A 17156-nucleotide genomic window follows, 5' to 3' on the forward strand; every position below is an offset into this window, starting at 1 on the left:
GGATCATCAGGCATCACCTCCGCGGGCTTGGTTCCGCAACCTGGCGGAGAAAAATGATAAAGAGGAGACCCATTGATGGGAAAGCGATCCAGACTATTTGCCAGCGCTGCATTTCCGCTGCTGTCATTGTCGATAGCGTTCGAGCCGGCCGCCGCTGCCGCATTGCGTGAGCAGGTCATCGCTCCGTTGAGCAGTGCGGTTGCCGGTTCGGTCGCTGTCGATGGCGGCGCGAGCTTCGAAGTTGCCCAGGAACAACCGCAGGGCGGCGAATCCGAAGAGGAGTTGCGCAAGCACAAGAAGCCGGGTGAAGCCGAGCAGGGTCAGAAGCACGAGGCCGCGCCCGAACCCGAGCAGCCAAAGCCGCATAAGCAGCAGGAGGCTCCGCAGCCAAAGGCTGTCGAGAAGCCGGCTGCGCCGGAGGCACAACCGCCAGAGCCGCCGGCACCGAAGAAGCCACATGCGCAAAATGCCGAGCAGCCTGGCGCGCAGCCAGAGGTTCAGCCTCGTCCCAAGGCCGCAGCACCTGCCGCCGTTGCGCCGGAGACGCAACAGGGCCAGCCGGAGCAGAAAAAACACAAGCAGAATGCCGATCAGCAGCCTGCCGCGCAGCCGGAGATAGCGCCGCAGCCGAAGCAGGCTGCTCCCGCCGAAGCGCCGCAAGGCGAGCCCGCGCAGAAGCCGCACCAGAAGCCGCAGGCCGAGCCGGCCGAACCGGCACAACAGAAGGCTCCCGCCCAGCAGGAGGCTCCGGCTGCTCATCAGCAGAACCAGAAGCCGCCGGCTCAGTCCGCCGAACCGACCCAGCAAAAGGCTCCGACACAGCAGGGCCAGCAAGCGAAGCCGGAAGGCCAGGCTCAGCCCGAGCAGAAATCACAGCCGAAGCCTCAGGGCCAGACCGCTGCACCCGCACAGCAGGAAGCCCCGGCCGTCCAGCCGTCCCAGGCTCAGCAGGGAACGGCGGCCCAGCCGGAAACCCCGGTGGCGCCGGGCAGCCAGCAGGGTCAGAAGCCTGGCGGCAATAAGGCGCAGGGCAAGCCGCAGCAGGGTGAGCAGCCACCGGCTGCCAATCCGCAGCAGCCCGCGCTAAAGGCCGAGCCTCAGCAAAATCAGGCCGCACCGCAGCCCGGCAAGCCGCAGCCGAGCACCGAAGCCGGTGCTCCCGCGCAAGGCAATGCCAAGCAGCCGGCGGCCAATGGTGCTCCGCAACAGCAGGGCGCCGAGACGGCCGTTCCGCCCAGCGCTCCGGTCTCGCCCGAGGAACTGGAACGTCGCAAGAAGATCGCGGAAAACCCGGCCGAGAGCAAAGGTCCCGTCATTCTGCCGGTCCAGAACGGCGCCGCCGTGCTGGATAGCGACAAGGATGCGGCCCGGCGTGGCCATCGCCAGGGTGGACAGAACCCCGGCGGACAGCCCGGTACGCAGGCAGGGCAGCCGGGGCAGGCCGTGCCCGCTCAGGGAGGCCAAGGCCAGGCACGTCAAGGTCAGGCAGCGCAGGGCCAGCCGGCACAAGGGCAGACGACGCCTGTGCCGCCACCGGCCGCCTATGCCAAGCCGCCGACATCCGATGCGGAGGCACAACGCGCCGCAGCAGGCGGCCAGCCGCAGCCGCCCGTGAAAATGGAGGCCGTCACCAGCGAACAGGGCCGTCGCCTCGACCGCCGTCCCAATTTTGCGGCGCCGGCCGGTGCTGCGGTTCAGACGATCATCAATCAGGACAATCGTACCATCGTGAATGTCGATAACAATTATGTCGTCCGCAACGATGATACCGATCGTTTCGTTCGCGCCGGCGAGCGTCCGACCTATGAGCAGCTTGCGCGCGATCGCTATCGCGAAACCATCGATCAGCCGGATGGCGATCGCATCATCACCGTGCGCAACCGCTATGGCGACATCATCCAGCGCTCGCGCGTCGATGCGGATGGCCGCGAGTATGTGCTGTTCTATTCGCCGGAACTCGAGCAGCGTCCGGATGACGACGACTATTTCCGCGACCCCGGTGATGACCTGCCGCCGATGCGCCTCAGCATTCCGGTCAGCCAGTACATCATCGACACGGGAACGGACCGGGATGCCGATTACTACGACTTCCTGCGCGAGCCGCCGGTCGAGCCGGTGGAGCGGATCTATTCGGTGAACGAGGTTCGCTATTCCGCCCGTATTCGCGACAAGGTGCGCCGTATCGATCTCGATACGATCACCTTCGCGACCGGCAGCGCGGAAATCCCGATGTCGCAGGCCAGCACGCTACGCAACGTTGCCGACGCGATGGGCAAGATCATCAAGCGTGACCCGACGGAAAGCTTCCTCATCGAAGGCCACACCGATGCCGTCGGTTCTCCGGAAAGCAACCTCATTCTCTCGGACCAGCGGGCGGAATCGGTCGCCAAGGTGCTGAGCGACGTTTATGGCATTCCGGCCGAAAATCTTGTGACCCAGGGATATGGCGAGCAATATCTGAAGGTGAACACGCAGGGACCGGAGCAGGAAAACCGCCGCGTCACCATCCGCCGCATCACGGCGCTGGTGCGTCCGGTCGTTTCGAACCGGTAAGCCTATCCGATCTGATCGATGCAAAGGCCGTCGGGAAACCGGCGGCCTTTGTCATGTCGACGGCTTGCCAAGCCCGACCGTGGCGGCGATGAAATCGGCAATGGCAATGGTGTCGTCGAGATCGAAAACGGTGAGCGCGGCGGCATCCTCCACCGGATGATCGGCGGCAATGGCGACGATGTGCCGATCCTGCGGCGCCAGCGGCTCGCACTTGGCGGCCTCCAGCCGACGCGCCTCGATCTTCGGGATCGGCTCGCGCTTGTAGCCCTCGATGAGCACGAGGTCGCAGGGGGCTATCCGGGCGAGGATTTCCTCGAAACTCGGCTCGGGCGCACCGCGCAGCTCGTGCATGATGGCATAGCGCGTGCCGGAGACGATGGTGACTTCATGCGCGCCGGCCTCGCGATGGCGAAAGCTGTCGGCGCCGACCTTGTCGATGTCGAAATCGTGGTGCGCATGCTTGATGGTCGAAATCTTGTAGCCGCGCCGGGTGAATTCGGACACCAGGCGAACGGCGAGGCCGGTCTTGCCGGAGTTCTTCCAGCCGGCAATGCCGAAGATCTTGGGTCGGGCGGCGGTCATGGCTGTGTCTCCAATGCCGCAAGCCATCTTTCCGCGGCAGCCAGCTCGTCGGGCGTGTTGATGTTGAAGAAGGGGTCGAGCGCGCCGATCGGCGTGTCCATGACGGGAAAGTCGACCGTTCGGAGCGGGTGGCGCGCAAGAAAATCCCGAACGCGTCGTTTTTCATCCGCGCGAATCCAGGTCTCGAGGTCGTCGGCGATGGAGATGGGCCAAAGGCCGAATACCGGATGTTCGCGCCCGAGCGAGGCGGCAATCGCGATCTCGTCGCGGCCCTCGATGGCTTCCGCGAGGCGGGTGACCAGATCGAGCGGAAAAAACGGGCTGTCGATCGGCACGGTGACGATATGGGTTGCTAGCGGATGATGTGCCGTTGCCTGCCGCATGGCGGCGAGCACACCGGCAAGCGGGCCGAGCTTGCCGGGAAGCGTATCCGGGATCAGCGGCAGCCCGGCCGGGTCCGGAAAATCGGCGTCGGCATTCAGGGCGACAGGCGCCTTTTGCCGCTGACCGATCCGCTCCGCGACACGCGTCAGCAGCCTTCGACCACCGAGCGGGACGAGCGCCTTGTTCAGGCCCATGCGGCTGGAGCGGCCGCCGGCGAGCAGGAAGGGCGGGATTTCGGCGGGATCGGAGATGAAGCCTGGCATGCTGGCGACCTCAGGCGGGCACGCGCGGCTCTGATTCCTGGGCGATAGGCTGGGCCGCTTGCCGCTTTCTCTCCCGATAGAATGTATAGATGCCCGACGCGATGACAATAGCGGCGCCAATGAAGGTCCAGGCATCCGGCACTTCACCGAAGAAGAGCAGGCCGAGTAGCGCCGACCAGATCAGGCTCACATAGCGAAAGGGCGCGACGAAGGAGATTTCACCCGTGCGCATCGCGAGGATGGTTGCCTGATACCCGATGAGTACCAGGATCGACGCGAGCAGGATATGCGAGAACGAGGTGAGGCTGACCGGCTGCCAGCCGCCGAGCGGTTCCGTCAACAGGGCGCCGAAGATCGAAATCGAAATCGCGGTGCACACCGTCACCATCAGCGACGGGACGTCCTTGTCGATGCAACGGGTGGCCAGGTCGCGGGCGACGGTGACGAACATGCAGGCAATGGAGAGCAGGGCAGCCGTCGTAAAGCCGCTGGGGTCGGGGCGGACGATGATCAATACGCCGACGAAACCGATGATGATCGCCGCGCAGCGTCGCCAGCCGATGGGCTCCTTGAGAAACAGCGCCGCTCCGAGCGTAACGGCGAGCGGCACCGCCTGCTGAATGGCCGAGGCATTGGCGATCGGCATCATTCCAAGCGCGGTGATGTAGGTTCCCGCCGCAATTGCCTCACAGGCGATGCGCAGGGCGATCATCGGCTGGAGAATGACCTTCCACGAGCGCAGGGCACCCATATGCCGGGCGAGCAGGTAGACGATGATGCTGGTGAAAAGCCCGCGGATAAAAATGATCTCGCCGGCATTCATCACCGAGATGACGGATTTGGACAGGGCATCGCTACAAGCGAAACCTGCCATTGATGCGGCCATGTAAAGGGCACCCTGCGTATTCTTGGTCCGCGGCATGAAACGATTCCCTGGATATATCAGTTTGACCTACTGCTCTTTTCGTCAAATTGGAATCGCTCATAGTTCATTGGCGGCGGAATTCGATTGTGCGTTGCAGCGAAAGCCAGGGTTGATGGGGGTCCTGGTTACACCGAGCGTGCAAAATGGGACGCCATTTCCGATTTTTCGTAGATTGTAGAAGCTTTTATGTCGGCGATTAATGCTTATTCAATCTTATTTCCCGAGGCTCCCACTCGGTTTTGCATGAGGCAGAAGCATCCACCGCAGCGCAGCAGGAATGACGATCCCGCCGTCGCCGGATACCTACCAATCTGATTGGGGCGTGGCATGTTCTTCATTGATCGTCTTCTGCAAAGTCGCCGGATCGTGACAAAGGTTCTCATCTTCGTCGTGCCGCTGGTGGCGCTGATCGCCGGCGTTGGTCTTCTCGGCTACCATACGGCCAATATCCTCAACGGGCATATGACCGTTACGCGGGCGACGATCGAGAATATCAGCGACTTCGAGAATCTGCAGGCTGCGCTGCAGGAGTTCACCACATCGCCTTCCGATGAGACGCGCCAGGCGCTGAGTGACAAGATCGATGCGCAAGCCGCCGGCGTTCAGCGTCTGAACGGCCTGCTCAGCGACGATCAGGGTGCCAAGATCTCCGCCGTGAAGGCGCTTGCCGACAAGATGCGCGCCCAGGCGGCCACGCTCTGGAACATCCGGCAAAAGCAGGACGCCGATATCGAGGCGATCCGCAAGGCGGTGCAGGCCATCGAGGCGAGCGGGGCGGCCGCGGCCAAGCAGATCGACATCATTCGCAAGGATTTCGGCGACAAGGAGACTTTCGCGAAGGAATTGCTCTACGACGCCGCCGCCTACAAGGGTCTGTCGGAAAAGATGAGCAACTTGCGCATTCAGGTGCAGATGGCGACCGATGCCGACGAGGAAATTTCGGACGCGCGCACCTATACGGATGCGATCCTGAAGCAATTGGCGACATCGCAGGCGCTGGTTTCGAAGCGCGGCGCCGGTCTCGTCAACAATGCCGCCGACGCGGCGGGCAAGCTCGATGCCGTCCTGAAGGGGAGCGCTACGTCCGACCAGAAGGTCGAGGCCATGGGACCGATCCTGCAAAGCTTCGTGAAGATCGAGGGCGACATGACCCTGCAATCGGCGAAGAACAGCGATACCGCCGCCGATCGCTTCGTCGGCCTCGACAAGATCATCGACGGTCAAAAGGAGCTGCTGGATCGCGTCGATGCGGCGCTCAGCGTCATCGACCGGCTGACCTTGCATGCGGCGCGCATGGAAAATGTCCGTGACGCCGCCTCGCGCGATGCCGTGATGGCCGATCTGGCCGAACTGCAGGATGCCGCCGCCAGGATTTCGGCGCTCGGCCAGACGAATGCGACGATGCGGGATCTCGCCGCCCGCACCAAGCCACTGATCGACAGCGTCACCAAGGGCTCGGCGGATCTGTTGCAGACGGCCGCGGATTGGAAGACCGGACGGGTCGAGGCGAACGGTATTTTGGCGGATGCGATGACATCGCTGCGCGGTTTCGTGGCCCAGGCGCAGGAAATCGGCAAGGAAGACAGCGAGCGCTCGGCCAATGTCTCCGTCATCGCGATGATCCTCGGCACGCTGCTGGCGATTGTGGGCGGTCTGATGCTGGTGGAGACGCTGCGCGGGCCTTTGAAGCGGGTGACCGAGATCATGACCCGTCTTGCCAGCGGCGATCTGGATGTGGCGATCGACGGCCGCAATCGTGGCGACGAGATCGGCGACATGGTGCGCTCCGTCACGGTATTCCGGGATGCGGCACTGGAGAACGTCCGGCTGGAGCGGGAGGCGGAGAGCGCCCGCGCACTGTCGGAAGAAGAGGCTGCGGGCCGCGCCGCCGAGCGCGCCCGGATAGAGGCCGAGCAGAAGCAGGCGCTGAATGCGCTGGCCGATGTGCTCGCCAAGCTCGCCGACGGCAATCTCGAAGACGGCATGCGGGAAGACCTTTCCGCCGATTTCGTCGAGATGGCCTTCACCTATAATCACGCGGTGGAAGCGCTGCGCGAGACCCTGACGGATGTCCGTTACACCGCCGAGGAAATCAAGGGCGGCACGGGCAATCTCGCCACCTCCGCCGACGATCTGGCGCGCCGCACCGAGCAGCAGGCGGCCGCCCTGGAGGAAAGCTCGCGGGCGCTGCATCGCCTGAGCGAGGTCGTGCGTTCGACGGCCGATCGCGCCAAGCAGACCGCCGCCTCGGTGAACGAGACCCAGGCCTATGCGACCCAATCCGGCGAGGTCGTTGCCAAGGCTGTGGGGGCGATGGGCGAGATCAATCGCTCGTCGGAAAAGATCGCCACCATCATCGGCGTCATCGACGAGATTGCCTTCCAGACCAATCTTCTGGCGCTGAATGCCGGCGTCGAAGCGGCTCGCGCCGGTGAGGCGGGACGTGGGTTTGCGGTTGTCGCCCAGGAGGTGCGCGAGCTCGCGCAGCGCTGCGCCAATGCCGCCAAGGAGATCAAGGGGCTGATTTCGGCGAGTTCGGCGCAGGTACGGAGCGGCGTGCATCTGGTCGAACAGACCGGTGCGGCGCTGAGCGAAATCATCGACCATGTCACTGGCGTCCAGAGGCTCGTCGCCGATATTTCGTCCGCGACCGCCGAGCAGTCGACGGGCATCGAGGAAGTGACGCGGGCAGTCGGCGAAGTCGAGCTGATCACGCAGAGAAATGCGGCGATGGTCGAGGAGAACAATGCCGAGATCCACGGGCTGCGCCAGCGCGTCGATATGCTCTCCGAGAAGATCGACCGTTTCCGGACCGGCGAGGGCGATACGGAATACCAAGGCCATAACGGCGCTGAAACACGGTATCGCGCTGCTTAAATCTGTATATTAGAGAAAATATATAATCCATTGAAAATGCCGGCCAATGGGCCGGCATTTTCCGTTGATCACGACAGGTCTGGAGATAGGCGAACCTGGTCTTCGCGCCAGTGCTGCCAGCGGCGGCGCAATTCGCCCGGCCGCAAGCCGACGGGCTCATCGAGTAGCTCAGCCGCGACGATGCGGTCGGTGCGGAAATGGCGGAAGCCCTGTCGCAGCTCGCACCAGGCGACCAGCAGGCTGCTCGTTTCGGCATAGCCGAGGAGCACCGGCCAGACTGTGCGTTCGGTCTCTTCGCTGGCTTCCGAGTTGTAGCGTAGCCGCAGTTTCATGCCGTTGCGGATTGCCGATCTGAGCAGCGATGCATCGACACGTTCTTCGGGCTTGCCGCTGGTCGGCTTTGCGCCCACGCTCGGCTCGATGACGAAAAGGCGAAGGCGCTCGGGGACGACGGCGGCGATCTTTGCCACGACATCGCGTGCCGCGTTGGCGAGCACCTTGTCCGAATGGGCGGAGACCCATTGTGTGCCCAAGACTACCGCCTCCAGTTCGTCAGGCGCCAGCATCAGTGGCGGCATGTCGTAGCCGGCGGCGAGCAGGTAGCCCAATCCAGCCTCTCCCTCGATCGGCACTCGCTGGCCGATCAGGTCCGCCACGTCGCGATAAACGGTGCGCTTCGAGACCTCCAGTTCCGCGGCCAGCGCGCTCGCCGTCACCGGTCGGGTCGTTCGGCGCAGAATCTGGATGATTTGAAACAGTCGGTCGGCACGGCGCATCGCATACTTACTCCTGCTGACAGTATGCTGGCAGCAGGAGCGTGCGACAAGGAGTTCTGCGAGGCCGCGAAGGCTTTGCGGTCAATCGAGAGGACTAGTTATGAAGTTGGCTTCCACCCGTCTCATCGCAGGCGATATCAAGGCCATGGTTGCCTTTTATGAGATGGTAACCGGGGTCCAAGCCCAGTGGCTCGCTCCGGTCTTTGCCGAGATCGAGACCCCGGCGGCAACCCTGGCCATCGGCTCTGTCGAGACCGTCGCGCTTTGGAAAGAGGGTAGCGCCGAGCCCGGCGCCAATCGCACCGCCTGCCTGGAATTCCAGGTCGAGGACATCGATGTGGAATATGAGCGCCTGAAGAACAAGGTTCCTCTGCTCCACGCGCTGAAGATGATGCCCTGGGGCAACAAGACCTTCCAGTTCCGTGACCCGGAGGGAACGGCCGTTTTGCTCTATATGCCGGCGACCGACGAGGCGAAGAAGCGTTTCGCGTCGCGCTAGGTTGCGGGAGCGCATCGTCATGCTGTCACCTCGATCCCGACCGGAATCAGGCTGGCCGGCACGAGGATCAATAAACAGCGCACGGATTAGCCGATCGCTATCGTACGTGCCGCGCTCTGATCAGATCATCGGGCGAAATCGAGCGTCTAGCCGCCGGTGACGCTCATGTGGCGTGCGACCGCGGGCCGGTTGTGGGTGCGGTCGATGATGAAGTCATGGCCCTTCGGCTTGCGGGTGATGGCTTCGTCAATCGCGGCATAGAGGAAAGCGTCGTCCTCGGTGGCGCGCAGCGCCATGCGCAGGTCGGCGGCGTCGTTCTGGCCGAGGCACATATAGAGCGTGCCGGTGCAGGTCAGGCGCACGCGGTTGCAGCTCTCGCAGAAATTATGGGTCAACGGCGTGATGAAGCCGAGCCGGCCGCCGGTCTCCTTGACCTCGACATAACGCGCCGGGCCGCCGGTCTTGTAGGGAATATCGGTCAGCGTGAATTGCCGTTCGAGATCGGCCCGCAGCTTGGACAGCGGCAGATACCGGTCGGTGCGATCTTCCTCTATCTCGCCCATCGGCATCGTTTCGATGACCGTCAGGTCCATGCCGCGGCCATGGGCGAAACGCAGCAGTTCGGGTATCTCCGCCTCGTTGAAATCTTTCAGCGCCACGGCATTGAGCTTGATCTTCAAGCCGGCCTTCTGAGCGGCGTCGATGCCCTCCATCACCTTGGCGAAATCGCCCCAGCGGGTGATGGCGCGGAACTTGTCGGGATCGAGCGTGTCGAGGGAGACGTTGATGCGGCGCACGCCGCTATCATAGAGTTCGGCGGCATGGCGGGAGAGCTGCGAACCATTGGTGGTCAGCGTCAGCTCCTCGAGTTCGCCGCTTTCGATGCGCTTGCCGAGTTCGCGCACCAGAAACATGATGTTCTTGCGCACCAGCGGCTCGCCGCCGGTGAGCCTGATCTTGCGCACGCCCTTGGCGATGAAGGCGGAACAGAGCCGGTTCAGCTCTTCCAGCGTCAGCAGGTCCTTCTTCGGCAGGAAGGTCATGTTTTCCGCCATGCAATAGCTGCAGCGGAAATCGCAGCGATCGGTCACGGAGACGCGCAGATAGGTGACGGCCCGACCGAAAGGGTCGACCATTGGAGATGCATCCGCCACAAGCGGCGCCCCGCTGCCTATCGTACCGACAATGCTGTTCACGAAAACCTCCGTTATCATGCTAATGTGTGCATAGGCGATTGTTGCGTCAAGGGAAATGCATTTCGAATGCACTTGCGCGCGAACGTGTCGCGGCCTACTTCTCGCCATAGCTATTGAAACGCATGGGAAGATCGATGAGCGACGTCTGGCCAACCGAATTGCGGGTCTCGAAGGATCGCAAGCACCTCGTGGTGAGCTTCAATGACGGCAAGAGCTTCGATCTGTCGGCGGAGATGTTGCGCGTGCTGTCGCCTTCGGCCGAAGTGCAGGGGCACGGGCCGGGGCAGAAGATCACCGTTCCGGGCAAGCGCAATGTCGGCATCATGTCGATGACGCCGACGGGCAACTACGCCGTTCGCATCGGCTTCGACGACATGCACGATACCGGCATCTTCACCTGGACCTATCTGCGCGAACTCGGCGAGAAAGGCCCGGAGCTCTTTGCGGCCTATGAGGCGGAGCTGACGGAAAAGGGTCTGAGCCGCGATGCCGCGGGCAAGTCGCATTAATATCGTTTGTAGCAGGGGGCAGGCATGACGGGCAGGGGTAGGGAAAGCTGGCAGCGGACCAAGGGCGGCAAGAACGAGAGCAAGGTCTCTTTCGTCGAACTGTTTTTCGATCTCGTCTTCGTCTTCTCGATTTCGCAGCTGTCCCATGCGCTTGCCGGCCATTTCACGCCGCTCGGCGCGCTGGAGGCCATCATGCTGGTCTTCGCGGTCTGGTGGGTATGGGTGTTCACGGCCTGGGTGACGAACTGGCTCGATCCCGAGCGCATGCCGGTGCGCATCATGCTGCTCGTGCTGATGTTTGCCGGGCTGGTGCTCTCGGCCTCGATTCCCGAAGCCTTCGGCGAGAAGGCGATCTTCTTTGCCGGCGCCTATGTCTTCATGCAGGTGGGGCGTTCGCTGTTCACCGCCTATGCGCTGAGAGGCGTCAATGCCGGCAATTATCGCAATTTCCTGCGCATATCGAGCTGGCTGATCCTGTCGGGCATCTTCTGGATTGCCGGCGCGATCTTCGGAGGCGAGACACAGGTGCTGCTATGGCTCGCGGCGCTGGTGATCGAATATGCGGCGCCGGCTCTTGGGTTCCGCACGCCAGGTCTCGGCAAATCGACCATCGAGGATTGGGATGTCTCCGGAGCGCATCTCGCCGAGCGTTGCGCGCTCTTCATCATCATCTGCCTCGGCGAAGCCGTGCTGCTGGCGGGGAGAACCTTCGCGGAGGAGCCGCTTTCGCTGCTGATGATCGCCGTGTTCATCATTGCCTTCGTCGGCACGGTCGTCATGTGGTGGATCTATTTCCAGTTCGGCCATGAGCGTGCCGCGCATCGCATCGAGCATGACGACACACCCGGCAGCCTGGCGCGGCAGGCCTTCACCTATGCGCATATTCTCATCCTCGCCGGCATCATCCTGAGCGTCGTCGGCGATGAATTCCTGTTCTCGCATGCCCGCGACCAGGCCGATTTGCACACGGCGGCCGCCATTCTCGGCGGCCCGGCGGTGTTCCTCATCGGCAATCTCTGGTTCAAGGGCGCGACAACCGGGAGGCCGCCGCTGTCGCATCTCGCCGGCCTTGTGGGGTTGGCGCTGTTGCTTCTGACCTTGCCGATGGTGGTGGTCTATCAACTCGGCGTTCTCGCGACGGCCGTGCTGATCGTCGTGGCGATCTGGGAATATGCGTCGCTGTCGCGCGCCGTCCCGCTGGCGCGGCCACCCGGCAATCACTGATCGCCGACGGCCTCCAGAGGGTCGCGCTCGTCCTGCAGCAGCAGGCCGATGATGCGCTCCATATGCTTCGTCATGATCTCGCATTCCTCCACCGGCGCGTCCGAGAGCATGCGGTTTATCAGATCGTTCTGGATGACGATGGCTTCTTCCGTCACCCGCCGGCCCTCGTCTGTGAGGTAGAGCCTGAGGACGCGCTTGTCGTTCTTGTCGCCGCGCCGCTCAAGCAGGCCGCGCTTTTCCATTTGCGGCAGGAGCATGCTCATGTTGGAGCGTCCGACCAGCAGCTTGCGCGCCAGTTCCTGCTGCGAAATGCCCTCGAAACGGAAGAGATTGATGAGGATATCGAGATGCGGCGTCTTGATGTTGAGATGTCCGAGCGCCCGGCTGAGAGATTGCTGCATCAGCTGGCAGGCGCGGGCGACGGCGATCCAGCTGTGAAAACGCGGATGATCCCAAGGTAGGGATTGATTTTTGTTCATCGTTGTACTTTATTGTTCATAGTTGAACATATTTTGAGAGTCCCACTATGCCACCCTTTGCGCTCAAGGTCACCCGGCTGGGATTGTCCAGCCTCAGTCGTGTTTCGCCAAGGCTTGCCGGGCGGGCCGCCTTCAAGCTCTTCTGCCTCACGCCATCGCGGAAGCCGCAGGGCGCCAAGGCCAAGGCCGCCCATGCCGAGGGCAGGGCGCGGCTTGCCGCCGCCGAGGCGATCATGCTGTCCTTCCGGGGCGGCCAGGCGATGTCCTATCGCTTCAATGGTGGCGCCAAGGGCAGGCGTCCGCGTTACCTGATCGTCCATGGATGGGGTTCCGGCAGCGAATATATGTCGGAACTGGCCGTTTTTCTTGCCGATACGGGCGCGGAGGTGATCACGCTCGATCTGCCGGGCCATGGCCGCTCGCCGGGACGTTTCCTCAACCTGCGCCTTGCCGTCTCCGCAATCGCCGCTGCGGCGCAGCGGTTCGGTGCCTTCGACGCGACCATTGGCCATTCCTTCGGCGGAGCCTCGATTGCGCTGGCCGCGGCCGGGTTCCTGCCAGGCGTCGAGCCGGTCCGGCCGGAGCGGCTGGTGCTGATCGGCGCTCCGAGCGCGATGGGCTGGCTGTTTACCGATTTTGGCGGGCTAATGCGGCTCGATCCCGCGACGCAGGCGGCGCTCGAAGAGGAAGTCGGCCGTGTCACCGGCAGGTCACTCGAGGATTACGACACCGGTCGCGGAGCGCGTGATCTCGGCAGGCCGATGCTGGTCGTTCACGCCGAAGACGACAAGGAAGTGAGCGCCGATCATGCCCGCGCCTATGAGAGGGCGGGTGGCGAGGTGCGCGTGCTGTGGGCGAATGGTTTCGGCCATCGCCGCATCGTCAGCGCCGCCCCGGTGCTGGCGGCCATCGGCGAATTCCTGGCGGAAGGGCAAATCTCCGAAACGGATGAAAATACGCTCGAAACCGACGATGAAACGGTGATATCGTTTGCCCGGACTCAGGCGCAGCGTGTGTCATAGCGACGTCATGCCTCGTGTCTAACTCGTCGGCATCCGACTTTGAAAAGACGCGAGGCAAAATGCGGATCATTACGTCCGTCGAAGAATTGAATGAGCTTTACGGTGGAGCCGGCGAGGCGGCGACTGCCAAGGTGACGAGTGTGCTGACGCCGCTTTATCGCCGGATGATCGAAGCGTCGCCCTTTATGGCGCTGGCAACGGTCGGTCCGGAAGGGCTCGATTGCTCGCCGCGCGGCGATCTTGGCGGTGTCGTGCGCGTGGAGGATGCCAAGACGCTGCTGCTGCCGGACTGGCGCGGCAACAATCGTGTCGATTCGCTCGCCAACATCGTGCGTGATCCGCGTATTGCGCTGATGTTCCTCATCCCCGGTTCGAATAACACGATGCGGCTCAACGGCCGCGCCGTCGTTTCCATCGAGCAGAGCCTGCTTGATAGTTTCGAGATGGACGGCAAGCATCCGCGCAGCGTCGTGGTGATCACCATCGACGAGGTCTATTTCCAATGCGCGCGGGCGGTCATGCGTGCCGAGCTGTGGAATACCGAACGGTTTGTCGATCCGTCCAGCCTGCCAACGCCCGGCATGCTGCTGAAGGCGGCAAAGGACGATTTCGATCAGGAAACCTATGATCGCGAATGGCCGGCGCGGGCCGCCAAGAGCATGTGGTGATCGGGCAGCCGTCGATGATGCGCCGGCAGCTCGCTCAGATGCACCTCAGTTCCGGTAAATGAGCCAGTTCTTGCTGAAGTCTTTCTGCATGCCGTCCTGATAGGCGGAGCTGCAATTGCGGCCGGCATTCTTTGCACAATAGAGCGCAATGTCCGCCTTGCCATAGAGCTCGCCGGGGTCGGCGGCCTCGGACGCCATGCAGAGGCCGAGCGAGATGGTGACCGGCCCGTAATTCACCCTGGTGCGCGAGTTCTTGAACGGGGTGGTTTCCAGCGCATGACGAATGCGCTCGCAGGTCGCCATGGCTTCTTCCGGCGTGTAGCCTTCCAGCAGCAAGGCGAACTCCTCGCCGCCGGTTCGGGCGACGAAGGTCTCGCGGCGCACATTGGCGCGGATGACCGAGGCAACGGTGGCCAGGATCTTGTCGCCGACCGGATGGCCGAAACTGTCGTTGATCCGCTTGAAATGATCGATGTCGGCCAGTATCAGCGCTGTGACGGGCCGGGCCATCGGATTGTCGAAGACGCTGGCGAGGCGATCGTCGAAGGCGCGGCGATTAGACAGGCGCGTCAGGGCGTCGGTGTTGGCGATGCGCTTGTATTCATCCAGCTCCTTGCGGACCTGATCCATTTCCTGGCTGCGCTGGCTGACGCTCTCGACGGTCCTCTCGCCATGCGCCATGGTATCGCCGGTGGCTTCCGCCAGAAGGCTGATGGCGCCGCGCAGCAATTCGGCGCTGTTGTGGTTCTTCGACATGATGCGCTGGCAGGTCTCGCCGAGCAGCCGGTTATAGCTTTCGAGCGAGGTCTGTTCCTGTTGCAGCGCGCGCAGGACGCCATCCAGTTCGACGATGATGCGCGCATGCGCCTGGTCGAAAACGCGGTTGGCATGGTGGGCGAAGTATCTGGCGCCGATGGCATCCAGCTCCTCTTGCGTGGCGTTGCTGCCGAGGGCGGCGAGTTCGCGGGTCAGCACGGGGTTGGAGCCGATATAGGCTTCGTAGAACAGCTCGTAATTGCGCGGAATGGGAGCGACCCCCATGGATCGCATGGCATAGGTGATCTGTCCTGCCACGTCGGGAACTTGCGCTTTGGGCGCAACCACCGTACTCATCGGCAAACTCCATAATATCGATTTATGAAAGCACTAACTTTACTTAGCCTAAGAATCTTAGAAAAGGAATAAGTCAATTAAAATCAAATTTTATCTGTAATCTAAGAGTCAAAACTAATTGCTTTCATATATAGATATACTTAGCAAGAAGGCGCCTTGCGGCGCCTTCCTTTAACTTCTTCCGGTAGAAGCGATCAGCCCAGATTGAGCTCCTGGAAGAAATCATTGCCCTTGTCGTCGATGACGATAAAGGCGGGGAAATCCTCCACTTCGATCTTCCAGACCGCTTCCATGCCGAGTTCCGGGTATTCCAATACCTCGACCTTCTTGATGCAGTCCTGGGCGAGGCGCGCGGCCGGCCCGCCGATGGAGCCCAGATAGAAGCCCTTATGCGTCTTGCAGGCCTCGCGCACGGCACGCGAGCGGTTGCCCTTGGCGAGCATCACCATCGAGCCGCCGAAGGACTGGAACTGGTCGACATAGCTGTCCATGCGGCCGGCCGTCGTCGGGCCGAAGGAGCCGGAAGCGTAGCCTGCCGGTGTCTTGGCCGGGCCGGCATAGTAGACCGGGTGATTCTTCATGTAGTCGGGCATGCCTTCGCCCTTTTCCAGGCGTTCACGGATTTTCGCATGCGCGAGGTCGCGGGCCACGATGATGGTGCCGGTCAGCGATAGCCGGGTCTTGACCGGATGGCATGACAGTTCCGCGAGAATATCGGCCATCGGCCGGTTGAGGTCGATACGGACCATCGATTCCGAGAGCTTCGCCTCGTCGATCTCGGGCATGTATTTCGACGGATCGGTCTCGAGTTGTTCGATGAAGATGCCGTCACGGGTGATCTTGCCCTTGGCCTGGCGGTCGGCGGAACAGGAGACGCCGAGGCCGATCGGCAGGGAGGCGCCGTGGCGGGGCAGACGGATGACGCGGACGTCATGACAGAAATACTTGCCGCCGAACTGCGCGCCGACGCCGAGGCTCTGCGTCAGCTTGTGGATTTCCTTTTCCATCTCGATATCCCGGAAGGCGTGCCCGCTTTCGGAGCCTTCCGTGGGGAGACAGTCCAGATATCGCGTCGAGGCGAGCTTGACCGTCTTGAGGTTCATCTCGGCCGACGTGCCGCCGATGACGATCGCCAGATGGTAGGGGGGACAGGCTGCCGTGCCGAGTGTCAGGATCTTCTCTTTCAGGAAATCCAGCATGCGGTCGTGGGTCAGCAGCGACGGCGTGCCTTGATAAAGGAAGGTCTTGTTGGCGGAGCCGCCGCCCTTGGCGACGAAGAGGAATTCGTAGGCGTCGGTGCCTTCCTCGTAGATATCGATCTGCGCCGGAAGATTGTTCTTGGTGTTCTTTTCCTCGAACATCTTGATGGGCGCGAGCTGCGAATAGCGCAGGTTCTTCTTCTCGTAGGCGTCGAGCACGCCCTTGGCGAGTGCCGCGCTGTCGCCGCCCTCGGTCCAGACGCGACGGCCCTTCTTGCCCATGATGATCGCCGTGCCGGTGTCCTGGCACATCGGCAGCACGCCGCCGGCGGCAATATTGGCGTTCTTCAAGAGATCGTAGGCGACGAAACGGTCATTATCGGTCGCTTCCGGGTCTTCGAGAATGGAGGCGAGCTGCTGCAGATGACCGGGGCGCAGGAGATGGTTGATATCGGCAAAGGCCGTTTCGGCGAGCAGTCGGATGCCCTCGGGATCGACGGTCAGGATATCCTGTCCCTTGAAGCTATCGACCGAGACGTAATCGCTGGAAATCTTGCGGTAGGGGGTGGCGTCGGCGCCGAGAGGAAAGAGATCATCAGCCATGCGTGGACCTTTCAATGCCTTGAAGTGGCGGGTTTGGAAACGGTCTAAATCCGGCTGGGTGCAAATGCAATTGCTTGGCTGTCAGGTCGACATTTCAAAAACGGGAGATTGTCGATGGGGGATGTGCAGGACGGGTGAGTCTTTTGATGTTGAAGCCTTGTGCCCGGCCCCTCACCCTAGCCCTCTCCCCGCCTGCGGGGAGAGGGGACTTGTTCTGTGTTTGCTGCGTCTACTGAAGCTGCTGATCTTGCGCAATAAACTCCCTCTCCCCGCATGAGCGGGGA

Annotated in this window: 15 protein-coding genes; 7 read left to right on the top strand and 8 right to left on the bottom strand. The window is 62.4% G+C overall.

Annotated features, from left to right (window positions below; translation table 11 throughout):
* Positions 1 to 75 precede the first annotated feature (75 nt).
* On the top strand, positions 76 to 2553 hold the full coding sequence (locus FHX11_RS02845) for an OmpA family protein (RefSeq protein WP_184354839.1): 2478 nt from the start codon (positions 76 to 78) through the stop codon (positions 2551 to 2553).
* Between the two features lie 51 nt (positions 2554 to 2604).
* Here FHX11_RS02845 and mobB read toward each other — a convergent pair whose 3' ends face one another.
* From mobB to FHX11_RS02860, 3 genes are read right to left on the bottom strand one after another with little or no spacing between them, the layout of a single operon-like run.
* Complete coding sequence (gene mobB / locus FHX11_RS02850; RefSeq protein ID WP_184354841.1) at positions 2605 to 3135, bottom strand: molybdopterin-guanine dinucleotide biosynthesis protein B; 531 nt, start codon at positions 3133 to 3135, stop codon at positions 2605 to 2607.
* Entirely contained in the window at positions 3132 to 3782 is a 651-nt protein-coding gene (gene mobA / locus FHX11_RS02855; protein ID WP_184354843.1) for a molybdenum cofactor guanylyltransferase MobA, read from the bottom strand. Before mobA ends, mobB begins: the two co-directional genes overlap by 4 nt.
* Before the next feature lie 10 nt (positions 3783 to 3792).
* Entirely contained in the window at positions 3793 to 4704 is a 912-nt protein-coding gene (locus FHX11_RS02860) for a DMT family transporter (RefSeq protein WP_184354845.1), read from the bottom strand.
* A 330-nt stretch (positions 4705 to 5034) separates the two neighbouring features.
* On the opposite strand from FHX11_RS02860, the gene FHX11_RS02865 reads away from it, so the two are divergent.
* Positions 5035 to 7584 (top strand): methyl-accepting chemotaxis protein, encoded by a 2550-nt coding sequence (locus tag FHX11_RS02865; protein WP_184354847.1) that lies wholly within the window; start codon positions 5035 to 5037, stop codon positions 7582 to 7584.
* A 68-nt stretch (positions 7585 to 7652) separates the two neighbouring features.
* On the opposite strand, the gene FHX11_RS02870 is transcribed toward FHX11_RS02865, so the two are convergent.
* The gene (locus FHX11_RS02870) at positions 7653 to 8360 is read right to left on the bottom strand and encodes a YafY family protein (protein ID WP_184354849.1); all 708 of its coding nucleotides are present in this window, start codon (positions 8358 to 8360) and stop codon (positions 7653 to 7655) included.
* A 100-nt stretch (positions 8361 to 8460) separates the two neighbouring features.
* On the opposite strand from FHX11_RS02870, the gene FHX11_RS02875 reads away from it, so the two are divergent.
* Positions 8461 to 8859 carry a VOC family protein gene (locus FHX11_RS02875; protein ID WP_184354851.1) on the top strand — a complete coding sequence of 133 codons (399 nt, stop codon included), beginning with the start codon at positions 8461 to 8463 and terminating at the stop codon, positions 8857 to 8859.
* Between the two features lie 146 nt (positions 8860 to 9005).
* On the opposite strand, the gene moaA is transcribed toward FHX11_RS02875, so the two are convergent.
* Positions 9006 to 10055 (bottom strand): GTP 3',8-cyclase MoaA, encoded by a 1050-nt coding sequence (moaA, locus tag FHX11_RS02880; RefSeq protein ID WP_184354853.1) that lies wholly within the window; start codon positions 10053 to 10055, stop codon positions 9006 to 9008.
* 134 nt (positions 10056 to 10189) lie between these two features.
* Here moaA and FHX11_RS02885 point away from each other — a divergent pair, with 134 nt between their 5' ends.
* Both FHX11_RS02885 and FHX11_RS02890 read left to right on the top strand, forming a co-directional pair.
* Positions 10190 to 10564 carry a DUF971 domain-containing protein gene (locus FHX11_RS02885; RefSeq protein WP_184354855.1) on the top strand — a complete coding sequence of 125 codons (375 nt, stop codon included), beginning with the start codon at positions 10190 to 10192 and terminating at the stop codon, positions 10562 to 10564.
* Positions 10565 to 10588: 24 nt separating this feature from the next.
* Entirely contained in the window at positions 10589 to 11788 is a 1200-nt protein-coding gene (locus FHX11_RS02890) for a low temperature requirement protein A (protein WP_184354857.1), read from the top strand.
* Here FHX11_RS02890 and FHX11_RS02895 read toward each other — a convergent pair.
* Positions 11782 to 12267, bottom strand: coding sequence for a MarR family transcriptional regulator (locus FHX11_RS02895; protein WP_184354859.1), 486 nt, complete (start codon positions 12265 to 12267; stop codon positions 11782 to 11784). The genes FHX11_RS02890 and FHX11_RS02895 overlap by 7 nt on opposite strands.
* Positions 12268 to 12314: 47 nt before the next feature.
* Here FHX11_RS02895 and FHX11_RS02900 point away from each other — a divergent pair, with 47 nt between their 5' ends.
* Positions 12315 to 13289, top strand: coding sequence for an alpha/beta fold hydrolase (locus tag FHX11_RS02900; protein ID WP_184354861.1), 975 nt, complete (start codon positions 12315 to 12317; stop codon positions 13287 to 13289).
* A 59-nt stretch (positions 13290 to 13348) separates the two neighbouring features.
* The gene (locus FHX11_RS02905) at positions 13349 to 13957 is read left to right on the top strand and encodes a pyridoxamine 5'-phosphate oxidase family protein (RefSeq protein ID WP_184354863.1); all 609 of its coding nucleotides are present in this window, start codon (positions 13349 to 13351) and stop codon (positions 13955 to 13957) included.
* A gap of 45 nt (positions 13958 to 14002) precedes the next feature.
* Here the strand turns inward: FHX11_RS02905 and FHX11_RS02910 are convergent, their stop codons facing one another.
* A complete protein-coding gene (locus tag FHX11_RS02910; RefSeq protein WP_184354865.1) occupies positions 14003 to 15070 on the bottom strand; it encodes a GGDEF domain-containing protein in 1068 nt (355 codons plus the stop codon).
* Between the two features lie 194 nt (positions 15071 to 15264).
* On the bottom strand, positions 15265 to 16872 hold the full coding sequence (locus FHX11_RS02915) for a fumarate hydratase (RefSeq protein WP_184354867.1): 1608 nt from the start codon (positions 16870 to 16872) through the stop codon (positions 15265 to 15267).
* Positions 16873 to 17156: the final 284 nt, after the last annotated feature.

Source organism: Rhizobium sp. BK602 (assembly GCF_014195095.1).
GTDB lineage: Bacteria > Pseudomonadota > Alphaproteobacteria > Rhizobiales > Rhizobiaceae > Rhizobium.